The sequence below is a fragment of the Klebsiella pneumoniae complex sp. WS1778 genome, from assembly GCF_049472055.1.
Taxonomy (GTDB): domain Bacteria; phylum Pseudomonadota; class Gammaproteobacteria; order Enterobacterales; family Enterobacteriaceae; genus Klebsiella; species Klebsiella quasipneumoniae.
The window spans coordinates 76,417-94,522 of sequence record NZ_JBKGTJ010000009.1 but is presented as its reverse complement, the minus strand read 5'-3'; the positions used below and the strand labels follow the sequence as shown (position 1 = coordinate 94,522).

15 protein-coding genes are annotated in these 18,106 nt (G+C 56.6%); 7 read left to right on the top strand and 8 right to left on the bottom strand.

Annotated elements, in window-relative coordinates; all coding sequences use genetic code 11:
- Positions 1-442: 442 nt before the first annotated feature.
- On the top strand, positions 443-1,144 hold the full coding sequence (locus tag ACLEXF_RS24095) for a FadR/GntR family transcriptional regulator (protein WP_004202329.1): 702 nt from the start codon (positions 443-445) through the stop codon (positions 1,142-1,144).
- A 12-nt stretch (positions 1,145-1,156) separates the two neighbouring features.
- Complete coding sequence (gene mdtD, locus ACLEXF_RS24090; RefSeq protein WP_004202328.1) at positions 1,157-2,554, top strand: multidrug transporter subunit MdtD; 1,398 nt, start codon at positions 1,157-1,159, stop codon at positions 2,552-2,554.
- On the opposite strand, the gene rbsR is transcribed toward mdtD, so the two are convergent.
- The 7 genes from rbsR to kup form a co-directional block, all read right to left on the bottom strand.
- The gene (gene rbsR / locus ACLEXF_RS24085; RefSeq protein WP_086076398.1) at positions 2,551-3,543 is read right to left on the bottom strand and encodes a ribose operon transcriptional repressor RbsR; all 993 of its coding nucleotides are present in this window, start codon (positions 3,541-3,543) and stop codon (positions 2,551-2,553) included. The genes mdtD and rbsR overlap by 4 nt on opposite strands.
- A 3-nt stretch (positions 3,544-3,546) precedes the next feature.
- On the bottom strand, positions 3,547-4,476 hold the full coding sequence (gene rbsK / locus ACLEXF_RS24080; protein ID WP_274786797.1) for a ribokinase: 930 nt from the start codon (positions 4,474-4,476) through the stop codon (positions 3,547-3,549).
- Between the two features lie 102 nt (positions 4,477-4,578).
- Positions 4,579-5,469 (bottom strand): ribose ABC transporter substrate-binding protein RbsB, encoded by an 891-nt coding sequence (gene rbsB / locus ACLEXF_RS24075; protein WP_004202323.1) that lies wholly within the window; start codon positions 5,467-5,469, stop codon positions 4,579-4,581.
- 27 nt (positions 5,470-5,496) lie between these two features.
- On the bottom strand, positions 5,497-6,462 hold the full coding sequence (rbsC, locus tag ACLEXF_RS24070; RefSeq protein ID WP_004202322.1) for a ribose ABC transporter permease: 966 nt from the start codon (positions 6,460-6,462) through the stop codon (positions 5,497-5,499).
- 5 nt (positions 6,463-6,467) lie between these two features.
- Complete coding sequence (gene rbsA / locus ACLEXF_RS24065; RefSeq protein ID WP_004202321.1) at positions 6,468-7,973, bottom strand: ribose ABC transporter ATP-binding protein RbsA; 1,506 nt, start codon at positions 7,971-7,973, stop codon at positions 6,468-6,470.
- Positions 7,974-7,983: 10 nt separating this feature from the next.
- Positions 7,984-8,403 (bottom strand): D-ribose pyranase, encoded by a 420-nt coding sequence (rbsD, locus tag ACLEXF_RS24060; protein WP_064183890.1) that lies wholly within the window; start codon positions 8,401-8,403, stop codon positions 7,984-7,986.
- 185 nt (positions 8,404-8,588) lie between these two features.
- Positions 8,589-10,457, bottom strand: a complete 1,869-nt coding sequence (kup, locus tag ACLEXF_RS24055) for a low affinity potassium transporter Kup (protein ID WP_002882520.1) — start codon at positions 10,455-10,457, stop codon at positions 8,589-8,591.
- 217 nt (positions 10,458-10,674) lie between these two features.
- Here kup and ravA point away from each other — a divergent pair, with 217 nt between their 5' ends.
- Together ravA and viaA are read left to right on the top strand one after the other, a co-directional pair.
- The gene (gene ravA / locus ACLEXF_RS24050; RefSeq protein ID WP_004202318.1) at positions 10,675-12,174 is read left to right on the top strand and encodes an ATPase RavA; all 1,500 of its coding nucleotides are present in this window, start codon (positions 10,675-10,677) and stop codon (positions 12,172-12,174) included.
- Positions 12,171-13,619 (top strand): ATPase RavA stimulator ViaA, encoded by a 1,449-nt coding sequence (viaA, locus tag ACLEXF_RS24045; RefSeq protein ID WP_274786798.1) that lies wholly within the window; start codon positions 12,171-12,173, stop codon positions 13,617-13,619. The genes ravA and viaA overlap by 4 nt, the downstream gene beginning before the upstream one ends.
- Positions 13,620-13,622: 3 nt before the next feature.
- Here the strand turns inward: viaA and asnA are convergent, their stop codons facing one another.
- The gene (gene asnA, locus ACLEXF_RS24040) at positions 13,623-14,615 is read right to left on the bottom strand and encodes an aspartate--ammonia ligase (protein WP_048326140.1); all 993 of its coding nucleotides are present in this window, start codon (positions 14,613-14,615) and stop codon (positions 13,623-13,625) included.
- 151 nt (positions 14,616-14,766) lie between these two features.
- Here asnA and asnC point away from each other — a divergent pair, with 151 nt between their 5' ends.
- The 3 genes from asnC (at position 14,767) to mnmG (ending at position 18,036) form a co-directional block, all read left to right on the top strand.
- Entirely contained in the window at positions 14,767-15,225 is a 459-nt protein-coding gene (gene asnC / locus ACLEXF_RS24035) for a transcriptional regulator AsnC (RefSeq protein ID WP_002882510.1), read from the top strand.
- 99 nt (positions 15,226-15,324) lie between these two features.
- Positions 15,325-15,765 carry an FMN-binding protein MioC gene (gene mioC / locus ACLEXF_RS24030; RefSeq protein WP_048293945.1) on the top strand — a complete coding sequence of 147 codons (441 nt, stop codon included), beginning with the start codon at positions 15,325-15,327 and terminating at the stop codon, positions 15,763-15,765.
- Between the two features lie 381 nt (positions 15,766-16,146).
- Positions 16,147-18,036 carry a tRNA uridine-5-carboxymethylaminomethyl(34) synthesis enzyme MnmG gene (mnmG, locus tag ACLEXF_RS24025; protein WP_004202313.1) on the top strand — a complete coding sequence of 630 codons (1,890 nt, stop codon included), beginning with the start codon at positions 16,147-16,149 and terminating at the stop codon, positions 18,034-18,036.
- The last annotated feature ends 70 nt before the right edge of the window (positions 18,037-18,106 follow it).

The window sequence follows — 18,106 nt, the reverse complement described above, 5'->3', positions numbered from 1 at the left end:
ATTACGTGTTCACTCTTGAGACTTGGTATTCATTTATTGTCCGAAGACATTAAGAATCCATGTCACTTTGAGTGCCCACACAGATTGTCTGATAAATTGTTAAAGAGCAGTGCCGCTTCGTTTTTCGCTGCGGCGCGGGGTGTGCATATTACGCTTTCCCGCTGCAGAGTCAAGCATTTATTTTTGCTTTTCTCTGCGAGGTTCTCACCGGAACCCCGCTGACCCGGCGGCTTGCTTGCCGTTGTTCCGTGTCAGTGGAGGCGCATTATAGGGAGTAATTCCGAGGTGACAAGGGGAAATGCAAAAAAACTTTTCAACCGTCTCTTTTTTCAACAATGCGGCGAGGAATGTCGCAAAAAACCGCCGTTTTGCTGTTTTAACCGACGAAACGGGGCGCCTGGTGGCATACTGTTAGAGTAGAGAAAAGAAAGGAACGGCATTTATGTCTTTAAGCGCACAGCAACTGGCGGCACAAAAGAACATCTCCTGGGTACTAGCCGAGAAGCTCGCCCAAAAAATACTGACTGGCGAATATCAGCCGGAAAGCATTCTTCCCGGCGAAATGGAGTTAGGGGAGCAGTTCGGCGTGAGTCGTACCGCCGTCCGCGAAGCGGTGAAGACACTCACTGCAAAAGGCATGCTGCTGCCCCGCCCTCGCATTGGCACCCGGGTCATGCCGCGCAGCAGCTGGAACTTCCTTGATAAAGAGCTCCTCTCCTGGTGGCTAACAGAAGATAACTTCGAAGAGGTGGTGAGCCACTTTCTCGTCATGCGCAGCAGCCTGGAGCCACAGGCCTGTTTTCTCGCCGCCGCCCACGGCACCGCAGAGCAGAAAGCGCAGCTCAATACCCTAATGGAAGAGATGATTGCCCTGAAACGCCATTTTCAGCGCGATCGCTGGATTGCAGTCGATATGGCCTGGCATGAACATATCTATGAAATGAGCGGTAATCCTTTCCTCAGCTCATTCGCTTCTTTATTTCATTCGGTCTACCACACTTACTTCACATCAATTACGCAAAATGAAGTGGTGAAGCTCGATCTCCACCAGGCGATTGTCGATGCCATTCTCAACAGTGATGCGCCGGGTGCCTTACTTGCCTGCCAGGCGCTGCTAAACGCCCCCCACCACGTAAATCAATAACAAGGATTTGGCATGAGCGGAAAAAAAGGGCGCAGCATGGCCGGCCTGCCGTGGATTGCGGCGATGGCCTTCTTTATGCAGGCGCTGGATGCCACCATTCTTAACACTGCCCTCCCGGCTATCGCCCACAGCCTGAATCGTTCCCCGTTAGCAATGCAGTCGGCCATCATCAGCTATACGCTGACGGTGGCGATGCTGATCCCGGTCAGCGGCTGGCTGGCCGATCGCTTCGGCACGCGTCGGGTCTTTATCATCGCCGTTAGCCTGTTTACTCTCGGCTCCCTCGCCTGCGCGCTCTCCAGTTCATTAACGGAACTGGTCATTTTTCGCGTCATTCAGGGGATCGGCGGGGCGATGATGATGCCGGTGGCTAGGCTGGCCCTCCTGCGCGCCTATCCGCGCAGCGAACTGCTGCCGGTTCTGAACTTTGTCACCATGCCAGGACTGGTGGGACCGATTCTGGGTCCGGTGCTCGGCGGGGTATTTGTTACCTGGGCCAGCTGGCATTGGATTTTCCTGATAAACATACCCATCGGCGTGATCGGCATTCTGTACGCCCGTAAATACATGCCAAATTTCACAACGCCGCGCCGACGCTTCGATATAACCGGTTTTCTGTTATTTGGCTTAAGCCTGGTGTTATTTTCCAGCGGTATTGAACTGTTTGGCGAAAAAATTGTGGCGACATGGCTGGCGCTGGCGGTGATCGCCGTCAGTCTGATATTGCTCCTGGCCTATGTCCGTCACGCGCGCCGCCATCCTGCGCCGCTTATCTCGCTCTCTTTATTTAAGACCCATACGTTCTCGGTTGGCATTGCCGGCAACCTTGCCACGCGGTTGGGTACCGGTTGCGTGCCGTTTCTGATGCCGCTCATGCTACAGGTTGGCTTCGGCTATCCGGCCATTATCGCCGGCTGTATGATCGCCCCCACCGCTATCGGCTCGATTATTGCGAAATCTACCGTTACCCAGGTGCTGCGCTGGTTTGGCTATCGTAAGACCCTGGTGGGGATCACCGTGTTTATTGGCCTTATGATTGCCCAGTTCTCGCTGCAGTCGCCAGAAATGCCGCTGTGGATGCTTCTTCTGCCGCTGTTCGTGCTGGGGATGGCGATGTCCACGCAGTTTACCGCCATGAATACCATTACCCTGGCCGATCTGACGGATGACAATGCCAGCAGCGGCAACAGCCTGCTGGCCGTCACCCAGCAGCTTTCCATCAGTCTCGGGGTGGCCATCAGCGCTGCGGTGCTGCGCTTCTATGAAGGTTTTGACAGCGCCAGCACCGTAGAGCAGTTTCACTACACCTTTATTACCATGGGCGTGATAACCATCGTGTCGGCGCTGATGTTTATGCTGTTGAGAGCGAAGGATGGCCGCAACCTGATTAGCGAGCGGCACAAACGCTAAGCGGAGCCGCGGACCACCAGCTCCGGGGTTAACTGTACGCGCTGCTGTTTTTGCTGCGGGTCGGCCATGCGATGGATCAGCACGTCGATGGCCAGTTCCCCCAGCTCATCTTTCGGCTGGTGAATGGTGGTTAACGGCGGCGTCATATAGCGAGCCAGTTCAATATCATCGTAACCCACCAGCGCCATATCCTGCGGGATCTGCAACCCGGCCTGGTATAACGCCTGATAAGCGCCAACCGCCATGGCGTCGTTACCGACAAACACCGCCTGCGGCCGCTGCGGCAACGCCAGCAGCTGCTGCATCGCGCTAAACCCGCCGCCAAACTCAAAATCGCTGGTCACCACGTATCCCTCGGCTACGGGCAGACCGCAGCGCGCCATCGCGGCATGGTAACCTTCAAGGCGCAGACGCGCCGGGGTTTTATCCAGCGGGCCGGCAATGCAGGCGATGTGTGAATACCCTTGATCGATCAGGTACTGGGTCGCCATATCACCACCGAGCAGCGAGTTATCCTGAATCAGATCGCTATCGCCATCAAACGGCGCCCAGTCCATCATGACCGTCGGAACCGACGGATAGCGCTGCATAATTTCCGGAGAGGGTTGGTGGGTCTCAGTGCACAGCAGCAGTAATCCATCGACGCGTTTTTGCATTAACGTCTCCAGATTACGATTCATTCGCTGCTCATCACCTTCCGTATTACAGAGTACGAGACTATAACCCCGCTCAAAGCAGCTGCGCTCCACGCCCCGCACCAGCTCCGAATAAAACGGATTGGTACTGGCGGTGATCAGCATGCCGATGGTGCGGGTTTGATTAAGCTTGAGGCTACGCGCCAGCGCAGAGGGGGCGTAGTTAAGGCTTTTGATCGCGGCGTCGACTTTGGCGGTGATCGCCTCGCTGACAAAGCGGTCTTTATTGATGACGTGTGACACCGTCGATGTGGAAACGCCCGCTACGCGGGCCACATCTTTCATCGTAGCCAAGCATTACCCCTGTTGCGCTAAAAATTCATCGATCTCTGTGCGCCACGGCACGGAAGGCTGCGCGCCTTTGCGGGTCACGGCAATCGCCGCCGCGGCATGCGCAAAGCGGATCGCCTCCGGCAGATCGGTTCCTTCCAGCAGCGCGGTTACCAGCGCGCCGTTGAAGGTGTCGCCGGCGGCGATAGTATCAATAGCCTGCACACGAAACCCTGGGATCCGGCGGCTTTCGCCTTCGGCACTGAGCCAGACGCCGCGGCTGCCGAGGGTGATCATCACGGTACCAATGCCTTTGGCATGCAGCACGTCGGCGGCTTTTGCCGCATCCTCGTCACTCTCAACGCGAATACCCGTCAGCTTTTCCGCTTCGGTTTCGTTGGGGGTAATGATATCCACCAGCGCCAGCAGTTCATCGGACAGTTCACGCGCTGGCGCGGGATTAAGCACCACGGTGGTCTGATGGTGATGGGCGATTTTCGCCGCCGCCAGCACGCTCTCCAGCGGTGACTCGAGCTGCATCAACAACGCCTGCGCGCTGGCGATCCGCGCTTTTTCCGCCTCTACCTGAGCGACGGATAATGCCGCATTGGCGCCGGCATGAATACCGATGACATTCTCACCTTCGGCGTTAACGAAGATTAACGCCACGCCGGTTGCTTCCCCGGCGACCGCGCGCACAGGCGCCACATCGATTTTATCGCTTGCCAGCTGGCGGCGGATGCGTTCACCGATGTCGTCATCGCCGGTGCAGGCGATAAACGCGATATCCGCCCCGCTGCGCCCGGCGGCCACCGCCTGGTTGGCCCCTTTCCCCCCGAACGCCAGCTGGTAGTGGTTGCCGGTGACGGTTTCACCCGGCATCGGGAAAGCGTCAAGGTTGAGAATGTGATCGGCATTGATGCTGCCAAGGACGACAAGTTTGCCTGCAGTTTTCATCGTTTCTGTTCCCGGGAAAGCGCGCCACCGGGATCCGGTGGCGCATGCCCTGCTTTTCTTTTTTATATTGTCCCTCGGACCGTTGCCAGTCCGAATCGCATATTACTGCTTAACGACCAGCTTCAGCTCAACCGGGTAGTTAGCCTCCACTTTTTCGCCCTTCAGTACCTTATCAGCAGTCTCAACGCCTTTCGCGCCGATCTGCTCCGGCAACTGTGCGACGGTCGCCGCCAGTTTGCCACTGTTTACTGCTTTTTCGCCATCCGGAGTGCCGTCAAATCCAACCACCATCACATCGGACTTGCCTGCGGTCTGCAGCGCGCGCAGGGCGCCGAGCGCCATTTCATCATTCTGCGCGAACACCGCCTGGACGTCAGGATGGGCGGTCAGCAGGTTCTGCATCACGTTCAGCCCTTTGGTACGGTCGAAATCGGCCGGCTGACTGGCCAGAACATTGAACTTGTGCGCCGCCACGGCCTGTTTGAAGCCTTCGCCACGCTCGCGCGCCGCGGAAGTCCCGGCAATGCCCTGCAGCTCAATGACTTTCGCACTTTCACCCAGCTTTTTCGCGATGTAATCGCCCGCCATTTTTCCGCCCTGCACGTTGTCAGAGGCGATGTGGCTCACGACATCGCCTTTTGTCGCCTGACGGTCAAGGGTGATGACCGGGATTTTCGCCTGGTTCGCCATCTTCACAGCATTGCCGACGGCATCAGAGTCGGTGGGGTTGATCAGCAACAGCTTCGCGCCGCGTACCGTTAAATCCTGAACGTTAGCCAGCTCTTTCGCCGGGTTGTTCTGGGAATCGAGCACCACCAGGTTGTAGCCCAGTTTGTCAGCTTCTTTTTGCGCGCCGTCTTTCAGAGACACGAAGAACGGGTTGTTGAGAGTAGAGATAACCAGAGCGATGGTGTCTTTGGCCATCGCGTTCGCGCTAACGGTCGCACTTAGCGCAACAGCAGAGACCAGGGTCGCCAGTTTTTTCATATTCATAGTTAAGATGTCCTGTAGAGTTCTTAGTTACTGCTTTTTGTTATCTACCAGTACCGCCAGCAAAATCACCACCGCTTTAACGATCATCTGGTAATAGGAAGAAACGCCTAAAAGATTAAGACCATTATTCAGGAAGCCAAGGATCAGCGCGCCAATCAGCGTGCCGACAATGCGTCCTTTGCCGCCCGCCAGGCTGGTGCCGCCGAGCACGACTGCCGCAATGGCGTCCAGCTCATAGCCTGTCCCGGCCGTTGGCTGTGCGGAGGAGAGGCGCGCCACTTCGATAATGCCGGCCAGCGACGCCAGCATCCCGCACAACGCGTAAACGATAATTTTGACTTTATTGACGCTAATCCCGGACAGACGCGTCGCTGCCTCATTACCGCCAAGGGCATAGATATAACGGCCCAGGCGAGTATGGTGCAGCATGTACCAGGCCGCCAGGAAGACAATCGCCATGATCCATACCGGCGTCGGGATCCCCAGCGGACGCCCGATACCAAACCAGCCGAACAGATCGGCATTATCGCTAAAGCCGGTATTGATCGGGCTGCCGTTGGTGTACACCATGGTCACGCCGCGCAGCAGCAGCATCATCACCAGGGTGGCGATGAAAGCCTGCACGCGGCCTTTCGCCACAATCACCCCGGTGACTGCGCCGATCGCCGCACCTAATGCGAGGGCAGCAGCGACCGCCACCAGCGCATTCACCTCAATGCCAACGATCGACGCCGCCACCGCGCCGGTGAGCGCCAGCAGGGAACCGACGGACAGGTCGATCCCTGAGGTCAGTATGACCAACGTCATCCCTACCGCCATAATGGCGTTAACGGAGGTCTGCTGCAGAATATTGAACAGGTTATTGACGGTAAAAAAGTTGGGGCTCATGGTCGATACCACCGCGATCAGCACCAGCAGGGCAATCAGCGATTTTTGCTCCATCAGCCACGCTTTCGTGAAATAACGGCGACCAGAAACAGCCTGGGTTGTCATCTTTCTTACTCCTGATTCACACGGTTAAGCTTGCCCACAGCGGCAGCCATCAATACTTCCTGGGTGGCCTGCTCGCGTGTGAATTCACCGCCGAGATGCCCTTCATGCATCACTATGATGCGATCGCTCATGCCCAACACTTCCGGCATCTCGGAGGAGACCAGAATGATGCTCAGGCCATCGGCTTTGAACTGATTGATGAGCTGGTAGATCTCTTTCTTCGCCCCGACGTCGACGCCACGGGTCGGCTCATCGAGGATCAGGACCTTCGGCCGGGTCATCAGCCCGCGGGCGATGGCGACCTTTTGCTGGTTGCCGCCGGAGAGCAGGCCGATCGCCTGCTCCATGGACGGCGTTTTCACGTTAAACAGCCGGATGAAATCACTGACCGCCTGCTGTTCATCTTTATGCTTGAGGCTCCCTCCCGTCCGGCTAAAGTAGCGCAAGGCGGTCAGGGACATATTTTCTTTTACCGACATCCCGAGCACTAAGCCGTCGCGCTTACGGTCTTCGGAGATATAGACAATGCCGTTCGCCAGACCATCCTGCGGCGAACGGGTCACCACTTCGTGACCGTCGAGCGTCACAGAGCCGCTGCTGCGCGGCAGCGCGCCATACAACACTTTCATCAGCTCGGTCCGCCCGGCGCCCATCAGCCCGGCGACGCCGAGGATTTCCCCCTGGCGCAGGGTAAAGGTCACGTTTTCCACGCCCGGGCCGCAGAGGTTGTCGACCTTCAGACGCACCGCGCCCGGCGCCTTAGCCAGATGCGGATACTGATCTTCCAGCTTCCGGCCAACCATCATTTCGATCAGACGGTCTTCATCCAGCGAGGAGACCTCGCGTTCGGCGATAAACTGCCCGTCGCGGAACACGGTCACGTCGTCGCAAATCTCGAAGATCTCTTTCATGCGGTGGGAGATGTAGACGATGCCGCGCCCCTGCGATTTTAGTTCGCGGATCACGCGGAACAGCGATTCGGTTTCGGTATCGGTCAGCGCGTCGGTCGGTTCATCCATAATGATGACCTTCGACTCGAAGCTCAGCACTTTGGCGATCTCCACCATTTGCTGATCGCCAATCGACAGATCGCCCACCAGCTTCTGGCTGGTAAAACGGAGATTCAGCTTCGCCAGCAGCTTGTCGGCTTCGGCATACATCCGCTTCCAGTCGATTTTGCCAAAGCGGTTAACGAACTCGCGGCCAAGGAAGATGTTCTCGGCGATCGTCAACTGCGGGATCAGGTTCAGTTCCTGATGGATAATGCCGATCCCGGCTTCCTGGGAAGATTTTGGGCCGTTAAAGGTGGTCTCTTTACCGAGCCATAATAAAGCGCCGGCGTCACGGGTGTAGATCCCGGTCAGCACTTTCATCATAGTGGATTTACCGGCGCCGTTCTCACCCACCAGCGCCATCACCCGGCCAGGATAGACATTCAGCGAGGCGCCGGAGAGCGCCTTGACGCCAGGGAACGCTTTATCGATCCCTTTCAGTTGCAATAAGGCTTCCATGACGGCGACCTCAGAACGTCACGCCGGCACAGAGAATGATATTCGCGAACGGGGAACACTCCCCGCTGCGAATTACCGCCTGACTGTCTGCGGTTTGTTTTTTGAACTGCTCATGACTGGTGTAACGAATTTCAATGGTATTTCCCTGGTGCTGCTGCAGTTGCTCAAGATGGTTGAGCAACGTCGCGTGGAGCTGCGGATTATGCGTCTTAATTTCCTCCGCGATGACAGCCGCTTCAACCTGCATTTCCGTCGTCACCACTTCCAGAACCTGCATAAATGAAGGTACGCCCTGGGTTAACGCCATATCGATGCGCGCGCTGCTGCGGGGAACCGGCAATCCGGCATCGCAGACCACCAGCGTATCGGTGTGACCCAGGCGGGAGATGACCGCGGAAATATCAACGTTAAGTACGGTGCCTTTTTTCATTTTTTCTCTTTTGCTCCACTAGCGAAACGTTTCGCTACAATAATTATTATCAATGTGTGAGCAGAAAACCATCACCAGAAGAGAGAAATGTGATCGCCATCGAAACGTTTCGCGAGACAGCGACAGGACATGACAAACGGAGTGAGAAACAAAAAGCCCTTCGCAACGGAAGGGCTTTTTTGACATCAGATTTCGACCTGAGTACCGAGCTCGATAACCCGGTTTGGCGGGATTTCAAACTGATCCGGCGCGCGCAGGGCGTTACGCTGCAACAGCAGATAAAGCTTGCCGCGCAGACGCAGATACCACGGCCGTTTGCCGATAATCAACGACTCATGGGACATAAAGAACGAGGTCTCCATCATCCGGCAGCTGAGTCCTTCCAGGCCACAGCGATGGAACACCTCTTCGACATTTGGCGTTTCCCGCCAGCCGTAGCTGGCCACCACCCGCCAGAACGAGGGCGACAGCTGCTCAATCTGCACCCGGCGAACGTTATGCACGTAAGGCGCGTCCTCGGTGCGCAGGGTCAGGAGGATCACTCGCTCATGCAGCACCTTGTTGTGCTTCAGGTTATGCAGCAGGGCAAACGGGATCACGTTCAGGGCGCGGGACATATACACCGCAGTACCCGGCACACGCACTGGCGGTGACTTCTCCAGCGAAGAGATCATCGCTTCCAGCGAGTTGCCATGCTCGTGCATCCGGCGCAGCAGGCGGAAACGCTCGCTCTTCCAGGTCGTCATCACCGTAAACATCACCATCCCCAGGGACAACGGTAGCCAGCCGCCGGAGACAATCTTATCGAGGTTCGCCGAGAACAGCGGAATATCAATGCACAGGAAGGCCACCAGCATCAGACCGACAAACAGCTTGTTCCAGTGCCAGTTTTTGCGCGCCACGGTCGCCGACAGAATGGAGGTCAGCACCATGGTGCCCGTTACGGCGATACCATACGCCGCCGCCAGGTTAGACGAATGCTCAAAGCTGACGATAACGATGACCACAGAAACGTACAGCAGCCAGTTAATGAACGGAATGTAAATCTGCCCGGACTCCATTTCCGAGGTATGGATAATGCGCATCGGCGACAGATAGCCCAGACGCACTGCCTGACGGGTCAGGGAGAAGACCCCGGAAATCACTGCCTGGGAGGCGATAACCGTCGCCAGCGTGGCGATAATCAGCATCGGGATCAGCGCCCACTCAGGCGCCAGCAGGAAGAACGGGTTTTTAATCGCTTCCGGGTGCTTCAGCAGCAGCGCGCCCTGGCCAAAATAGTTCAGCACCAACGAGGGCAGCACGACGGAGAACCAGGCGACGCGGATCGGCAGTTTGCCGAAGTGGCCCATATCGGCGTACAGCGCTTCCACCCCGGTAATCGACAGCACCACCGCGCCAAGCGCAATAAAGGAAACGGTCTTGTATTGCAGGAAGAAGTGCACAGCCCAGTAGGGGTTCAGCGCCTGCAGAACTTCCGGATTAGCGTAAATGCTTCGCGCGCCCAACACCGCCAGCAACAGGAACCAGATCAGCATAATCGGCGCAAACAGCTTGCCGACCATGCCAGTCCCGTGCTTCTGGATCACAAACAGCAGGGTGAGCACGATAATGGAGATAGGGACAATCCAGGTATCGAGCTGCGGGGCGATAATTTCTAACCCCTCTATCGCCGACATGACCGAAATCGCCGGGGTTATCACCACTTCGCCATAGAAGAAACTGCCGCCGATCAGGCCGAGGATCACCAGCACAGAGGTCATCCGCGCCGAGGTATTGCGTCCGGCCAGTGACATCAGCGTTAAGATCCCGCCTTCCCCGGCGTTATCCGCCCGCATCACGAAGGTGATGTATTTAATCGATACGGTAAAGATTAACAGCCAGAAAATCAGCGACAAAAAGCCAAAAACGGCATCGCGCTCAACGCCAAAGCCAAACTGACCTGACAGGCATTCACGCAGGGTATACAGTGGACTGGTACCGATATCACCGTACACCACGCCGATGGCCGCCAGCGTTAACGCCGGCAACGATTGTTTATTATCAGTGCTCATAGACTAGTCTTTTCGTTTATAAAACAAATGTGTGCCTAGTCCCTTGGCCCACAAAAAGCGCACAGTATGCACGATTATTTGTGAAATCGTACCCCTAACAGACACCATATTAACCTGGCTCAAAAAAAATAAATCGATTCTTCAGGCTATTACCGCCCCTGCTCTAACATCTATACTCGTCCCAATAACGATACATGACAAAGCACGCAACTCAATTATGGCTCAAACACATTTACTGGCTGAAAGAATTTCCCGACTCAGCGCGGCACTCGAAAAAGGACTCTTTGAACGCAGCCACGCGATACGCCTGTGCCTGCTGGCGGCGCTCAGCGGCGAGAGCGTATTTTTGCTCGGTCCGCCGGGGATCGCCAAAAGCCTGATTGCCCGCCGCCTCAAGTTCGCCTTCCAGCAGGCGCGCGCTTTTGAATACCTGATGACCCGCTTTTCCACCCCGGAAGAGGTTTTTGGCCCACTGTCCATTCAGGCGCTGAAAGATGAAGGGCGCTACGAGCGTTTAACCGCCGGCTACCTGCCGGAAGCAGAAATCGTGTTCCTCGATGAAATATGGAAAGCGGGTCCGGCTATCCTCAACACCCTGCTGACGGCGATTAACGAACGTCACTTCCGCAATGGCGCTCACGAAGAGAAAATCCCAATGCGCCTGCTGGTGGCCGCCTCGAACGAACTCCCCGAAGCCGACAGCAGCCTGGAAGCGCTGTATGACCGAATGCTGATCCGTCTGTGGCTTGATAAAGTGCAGGATAAAGGAAATTTCCGTTCGATGCTGGTCAGCCAGCAGGATGAAAACAGCAATCCGGTGCCCAGCGCGCTGCAGGTAAGCGACGAGGAGTTTACGCAATGGCAGCAGCAGATCGGCAATATCAAACTACCGGACGCGGTGTTTGAGCTGATATTCCAGCTGCGCCAGCAGCTGGATGCCCTGCCAAACGCGCCGTACGTTTCAGATCGCCGCTGGAAAAAGGCCATTCGCCTGCTGCAGGCCAGCGCCTTCTTCAGCGGCCGCGACAGCATCGCGCCGATAGATCTTATCCTGCTGAAAGATTGTCTGTGGCACAACGTCGAGAGCATGCACCTGATGTCGCAGCAGCTGGAAACGCTGATGACCTGCCACGCCTGGCAGCAGCAGGCAATGCTGACGCGGCTCGGGGCGATTGTGCAGCGACGCATTCAGATCCAACAGCAGCAAAGTGACAAAACGGCGCTAAAGGTCACCCGCCTTGGCGGCATGTTTAGCCGCAAGCCGCACTATGAGCTGCCGGCGGAGATCCAGGGATCCACCCTGACCCTGCTGCTGCAGCAGCCGCTCAAACTTCACGATATGGAAGTGATCCACATTACTTTTGAGCGCGAGGCGTTAGCCAGCTGGCTGGAAAAAGGCGGCGAGATCCGCGGCAAGCTCAACGGGATCGGCTTTGCCCAACTGCTCAATATGGATGTCGACACCAGCCAGCATCTGGTCGTTCGCGACGTCAGCTTGCAGGGCTCACGCCTCGCGCTGCCCGGCAGCGCGTCGCAGGAGAACATGCCGGCGGAAATTCGCCAGCAGCTGGAGGCGCTGGACGATGAGTGGCACCAGCAACATAACCGCTTCAGCGAGCAGCAGAAGTGCCTGTTTATCCCGGTCGAGTGGCTGGGAAGAATCGAAGCCAGCCTGCAGGACGTCGGCGCGCAGATTAAACAGGCGAAGCAGCCATGACGCTGGATATGCTGAATGTCATGCTGGCAGTCAGCGAAGAGGGAATGATCGAGGAGATGCTGCTGGCGCTGCTGGCCTCTCCGCAGCTGGCGGTTTTCTTTGAGAAATTTCCCCGCCTGAAAAACATCATCGCGGCGGATATTCCGCGCTGGCGGGAAGCCGTTCGCGCCCGCTTAAAAGAGGTTAACATCCCGCCGGATCTGGACGCCGAAGTACAAACCTATCAGCAGGCTCAACTGCTCTCTACCTCACAGTTTATCGTCCAGCTACCGCAGATCCTCGGCAAGCTGCACCAGCTCCAGTCCCCTTTTGCCGCCCAGGCGCAGAAGCTGGTGGACGACAATGCTACCTTTACCCCGGCGCTGCATACGCTGTTTTTACAGCGCTGGCGCCTAAGCCTGGTGGTGCAAGCCACCAGCCTTAATCAGCAGTTGCTGGATGAGGAGCGCGATCAGTTGCTCAGTGAGGTCCAGGAACGAATGACACTCAGCGGTCAGCTCGATCCGGTGCTGGCGGAGAATGACACCGCCGCCGGACGCCTGTGGGATATGAGTGCCGGCGAACTGAAACGTGGCGACTATCAGCTGATAGTGCGCTATGGCGATTTTCTTAACCAGCAGCCGGAGCTGCTGCAGCTGGCGGAACAGCTGGGGCGTTCACGGGAAGCGAAATCCGTGCCGAAGAAAGACGCGCCGATGGAGACCTTCCGTAGTCTGGTGCGCGAGCCAGCGACGGTGCCGGAACAGGTCGACGGCCTCCAGCAGAGCGATGACATTCTGCGCCTGCTGCCGCCGGAGCTGGCGACGCTCGGCATCACGGAGCTGGAGTTTGAATTTTATCGCAAGCTGGTGGAGAAACAGCTCCTGACTTACCGGCTGCACGGAGACGCCTGGCGCGAAAAAATCACCGAACGCCCGGTGACGCGGCAGGATTTTGATGAACAGCCTCGCGGGCCCTTTATTGTCTGCGTCGATACGTCAGGATCGATGGGCGGTTTTAACGAGCAGTGCGCCAAAGCCTTTTGTCTGGCCCTGATGCGCGTCGCGCTGGCGGATAACCGCCGCTGCTTTATTATGCTGTTCTCCAGCGAAGTGGTGCACTACGAACTGACCTGCGAGGGCGGCCTGGAGCAGGCGATCCGCTTTCTGAGCCAGCGCTTTCGCGGCGGCACCGATCTGGCCAGCTGTTTTCGCGCCATTATTGAACGTCTGCAAAACCCGCAGTGGGTGGATGCGGATGCCGTGGTGATCTCAGACTTTATTGCCCAGCGGTTGCCGGATGAGGTGATTGCGCAGGTGGGGGAGCTACAGCGAAAGCATCAGCACCGTTTTCACGCGGTGGCGATGTCGGTACACGGCAAACCCGGCATCATGCGCATCTACGATCATATCTGGCGCTTTGATACCGGGTTGCGTAGCCGCCTGCTGCGACGCTGGCGGCGCTAATCGTTACAGCAGCGCGGAAACGCTTTCGCGAACCTGTGCCGGCCATACGCCGCACTGCACCTGGCCGATATGGTCGAGCTGCAGCAGCAGCATCGTCAGGCGAGACTGGCCAATGCCGCCGCCGATAGTCTGCGGCATCTCGCCGCGCAGCAGCGCCTGGTGCCACTCCAGTTGCAGGCGATCTTCGTCGCCAGTCAGCGCCAGCTGGCGTTTTAGCGCCGCGGCGTCAACGCGGATCCCCATTGATGAGATCTCGAACGCATCTTCCAGCACCGGGTTCCACACCAGGATATCGCCGTTCAGTCCGGCAAAGCCTTCAGAAACCTCAGTGCTCCAGTCATCATAATCCGGGGCACGTACATCATGGCGCTTGCCATCAGAGAGTTTGCCGCCGATGCCGATTAAGAAGACGGCGCCCAGCTCTTTGGCAATCGCTCGCTCGCGGCCTTTGGCATCAAGATCCGGATAGCGACTCAGCAGCGCCTGGCTGTGAACAAAGTGGATCTGTTCCGGCAGGAACGGCGTCAGGCCAAATTCCTGGCTGACCGCCAGCTCGGTGGCTTTGATCCCGGCGTAGATCGCTTCGACGGTCGCCTTCAGCGTGCCGACGTGGCGCTCTTCATCCCCCATCACCCGCTCCCAGTCCCACTGGTCGACATAGACGGAGTGGATCGGCGTAAGACGGTCTTCATCGGGGCGAAGGGCCTTCATGTGCGTGTACAGCCCTTCGCCCGCGCTGAAGTCGTGTTGTCCCAGGGTTTGACGCTTCCATTTCGCCAGCGAATGAACCACTTCGAACTGGGCGTCGGGCAGTGTTTTCACTTTCACCTGAACCGCTTTCTCGCAGCCGGACAAGTTATCCTGCGTCCCATCGCCCACGCGGCTTAAGATTGGCGCCTGGACTTCAATCAGGCCAAGCTTCTCTTCCAGCTGACGGGAAAAATGGGATTTAACGAAACTGATCTGGCGTTGTTTTGCGATATAAGCGGTTTTCATTTTTATGACTCCTGCGTCCTGTTGCCATTGATTAAGCAACAAAACAGGCCGCCAATACAATAATCAATCAATAAAAAGGCTCGTCAACTTTTAATTCAACAAAATATAGAGCTAAAATAGTAAGAACCGTCAAACTTCATAAGAAAAAGATATGGAAAATTATCAGATCGACAATCTGGACCGCGGCATTCTCGATGCGCTCATGGCCAACGCCCGTACCGCCTATGCCGAACTGGCCAAACAATTCAGCGTCAGCCCGGGTACTATTCATGTGCGCGTCGAAAAGATGAAACAGGCGGGCATCATTACTGGCGCGCGCATTGATGTCAGCCCCAAACAGCTGGGCTATGACGTCGGCTGCTTCATCGGCATTATTCTCAAGAGCGCCAAAGACTATCCCTCCGCCCTCGCCCGCCTGGAAAGCCTGGAGGAGGTGACCGAGGCTTACTACACCACCGGTCACTACAGCATCTTTATTAAGGTGATGTGTAAATCCATCGATGCCCTGCAGCAGGTACTTATCAACAAGATCCAAACAATTGATGAAATTCAGTCCACTGAAACCCTGATCGTGCTGCAGAACCCGATCATGCGCACCATTAAGCCCTGATCGTTTTTTTTAATCCCACATTTTTCCACAGGTAGATCCCAGCTCGCTCACAGCGTACAATACGCCACTCTGAACAGTTGAGCGGGCGATCGGCGATCTATGGCAGACATTACACTTATCAGCGGCAGCACCCTGGGCAGTGCGGAATACGTAGCGGAGCATCTGGCAGAAAAGCTGGAAGAAGCAGGCTACAGCACTGAAATCCAGCACGGCCCGCAGGTGGACGATCTGCAGGCGCAAGGGATCTGGTTAGTTATCTCTTCCACCCATGGCGCCGGCGACATTCCCGACAACCTGGTTCCCTTCTATGACGTACTGCTGGCGCAGCAGGCCGATCTTTCCGCCGTGCGCTTTGGCGCCATCGGGATCGGCAGCCGTGAATACGACACTTTTTGCGGCGCGATCGATAAATTAGAAGCGGCGCTGAAGGCCTGCGGGGCAAAACAGATCGGCGAGACCCTGAAGATCAACGTGCTGGAACATGAAATTCCGGAGGATCCGGCGGAAATCTGGCTGGGATCCTGGAAAAATTTGCTCTGAGAATTGTAAAGATCGTCCGTTCTTCTGTGGATAACCATGCTTAAAAGCTTGGATCAACCGGTAGTTATCCAAAGAATAACCGGAGTATGGTTTTTGAGCTGTGCATAACCCTTCATTCTGATCCCAGCTTATACGGACCAGGATCACCGATCATTCACAGATAGTGATCCTTCTTAAGCTTTTGATCTTACTTCGTGGATCCGACTTATCCACAAAGAGAGTCGATCCTAATAAGAGATCACAATAGAACAGATCTCTATATAAAGATCTTCTTTTTAATACTCAGGATCCCGGAGTCTTTCTCAAAAGACCAAAGCCGAGTAGAATCCACGGCCCGGGCTTCAATCCATTTTCAAACCGCGTTATGCGAGGCAGACCACCATGTTTTATCAGGATCCTTTTGACGTCATTATCATTGGCGGGGGTCACGCAGGCACTGAGGCCGCAATGGCCGCAGCGCGTATGGGTCAACAGACCCTGCTTTTGACACACAATATCGACACGCTGGGGCAGATGAGCTGCAACCCGGCGATTGGCGGCATTGGGAAAGGACACCTGGTAAAAGAAGTGGACGCGCTCGGCGGTCTGATGGCCAAAGCGATCGATCAGGCAGGCATTCAGTTTAGGATACTAAACGCCAGCAAAGGCCCCGCGGTGCGCGCCACTCGCGCCCAGGCTGACCGCGTGCTGTACCGTCAGGCGGTACGCACTGCGCTGGAGAACCAGCCGAACCTGATGATCTTCCAGCAGGCAGTGGAAGATCTGATTGTCGAAAACGATCGTGTCGTAGGCGCGGTCACCCAGATGGGCCTCAAATTCCGTGCTAAAGCGGTGGTACTGACCGTCGGGACCTTCCTTGACGGCAAAATCCATATTGGTCTGGATAACTACAGCGGCGGACGCGCCGGCGACCCGCCGTCGATCCCGCTGTCTCGTCGCCTGCGTGAACTGCCGCTGCGCGTAAGCCGGCTGAAAACCGGGACCCCGCCGCGCATTGACGCGCGCACCATCGATTTCAGCGTGCTGGCGCAACAGCATGGCGATAACCCAATGCCGGTCTTCTCGTTTATGGGATCTGCCGATCAGCATCCGCGCCAGGTGCCGTGCTATATCACCCACACTAACGAGAAAACCCATGACGTGATCCGCAATAACCTCGATCGCAGCCCCATGTACGCCGGGGTGATCGAAGGGATCGGTCCACGCTACTGCCCGTCGATCGAAGACAAAGTCATGCGCTTTGCCGATCGCAACCAACATCAGATCTTCCTCGAACCGGAAGGCCTGACCTCAAACGAAATTTATCCGAACGGCATCTCCACCAGCCTGCCGTTCGATGTGCAAATGCAAATCGTCCGCTCAATGCAGGGGATGGAGAATGCGCGGATCGTCCGTCCTGGCTACGCTATTGAGTACGATTTCTTCGACCCGCGCGATCTGAAGCCGACGCTCGAGAGCAAATTCATTCAGGGTCTGTTCTTCGCCGGTCAGATCAACGGCACCACCGGTTATGAAGAAGCTGCGGCTCAGGGTCTGCTGGCCGGTCTTAACGCTGCTCGTTTCTCGGCGGAAAAAGAGGGCTGGGCACCGCGTCGCGATCAGGCCTACCTCGGCGTGCTGGTGGATGACCTGTGTACTCTGGGTACCAAAGAACCGTACCGCATGTTTACTTCTCGTGCAGAATATCGTCTGATGCTGCGCGAAGACAACGCCGACCTGCGTCTGACTGAGCAGGGGCGTGAGCTGGGTCTGGTGGATGATGAACGCTGGGCGCGTTACAACGAGAAGCTGGAAAGCATTGAGCGTGAACGCCAGCGCCTGAAATCGACCTGGGTGAACCCTCAGGCTGAGAGCGCTAACGAAGTGAACGCTCACCTGACCGCGCCGCTGTCGCGCGAAGCCAGCGGTGAAGATCTGCTGCGTCGTCCGGAAATGACCTACGAGCAGCTGGTTCAGCTCTCGCCGTTCGCGCCGGGGCTGGAAGATCGGCAGGCGGCTGAGCAGGTTGAGATCCAGGTGAAGTATGAAGGCTATATCGCGCGCCAGCAGGATGAGATCGAGAAACAGCAGCGCAACGAGAATACCTTGTTACCGGCGACACTCGACTACCGTCAGGTCACCGGACTGTCTAATGAAGTGATCGCTAAACTAAACGACCATAAACCGTCGTCGATAGGGCAGGCGTCACGTATTTCCGGGATCACCCCGGCGGCGATCTCTATTTTGCTGGTTTGGTTGAAAAAGCAGGGGATGCTGCGTCGCAGCGCCTGATTGCGGCAGCCTGCCGCGCTGATTTCCCAGTTGCATAATCAGCGTTCGCCTTTATCATTCCTGGCCCGGT